This is a genomic window from Campylobacter sp. W0014 (assembly GCF_020135975.1).
In the GTDB taxonomy this organism is placed as follows: Bacteria; Campylobacterota; Campylobacteria; order Campylobacterales; family Campylobacteraceae; genus Campylobacter_D.
Genome location: NZ_JACHTR010000071.1, coordinates 1 through 1,130 on the forward strand (window position 1 = coordinate 1; position 1,130 = coordinate 1,130).

Annotated in this window: 1 protein-coding gene; it reads right to left on the bottom strand. The window is 26.2% G+C overall.

Annotated features, from left to right (window positions below):
• Window positions 1-41 precede the first annotated feature (41 nt).
• The coding region (locus tag H2277_RS08980; protein ID WP_337201963.1) for a DUF2972 domain-containing protein at window positions 42-1,130 on the bottom strand (1,089 nt) is incomplete at its 5' end.

Here is a 1,130-nt window from a genome sequence, read left to right on the forward strand (position 1 = left end):
GGTGTTTGAAAACGATTATATCATAAAAAAATAATTTTGTTCTAATCTAATGCTTTGCACATTTTTTCAAATTCTTGATAATACTTCCAAGAAGCTACTATATCAGGTCGATGCTCTTTAATATGAGTTAATTCTTTATCCAATTTTAATTTATATTTTTTTAAAACTTCAGGATTAGATTTCATAAAATCTAAAATTTCTTGCTCGTTGATTATTTTTTTTCTTTCTTTTTTATAAAATTGCTCCAAATAAAAAAGATAATCATGCAAATAAGAACTAAATTTTTCATATATTATACCACTTCTAAAATATTGTAAATATTTTTTATGCAATATTATTTTTATACCAATTTCTTGAATCAAGAATGGACTGTTTGTAAAATATTTAGTATAGTCCAAATATTCACTTGAAACTATTTTTTGTTTTGTTATTTCTAGGCTTATATCTTCATTGTTATACCTTAAATATAACTTTTTAGGAAAAAACAAATAATCGACATGATTATCCGATGAATTTGCTTTTGAAAAAAACAGCTCTGAAGATTTTGGAGCAGTGAAATGAAATATTTTTGATAAATTTAATAAAGTTTTAAAAGAATTTTCAGGCAATATACTATTCATATCCAAATAATATAATTTTTGCAACCTATGCTTCAATTCTTTGATTTTCACACTTAAAATATAAAAATCTCCGTACTTGTCGTCGGCGTATTCTTTAACGGTGTTTAATGTTGGATTTCCATTTTGATCAGGATATGCATAGGGAACTTGAATTTTAAAATTCTCTTGCACGGGATATTTTTCTATATCAATTTGACTTTGAATTTTGTCTTTTGGATGCTGCAAGTTTCCGTAATGATTTACTATTGGTCTTAAAACCGATATCGGATCCCTTACAACACATATAGCTGGAATTTTTTTTTGAATTAAATTATAAAATTTAACTCCAAGATTAAAATTAGCTTTGGTTAAACATCCGGCTAAAATAATAACATTGTAGTCATTTTTCCTGATTAACATACGATATGAGTCTAAATATTGAAATACAGGATCCCCCCAGTGCCTATTTAATGAAATATCGCACAATCTTAAGTATCTTGTCATAGCAGTTGTGCCAGCTCCATGAATTAA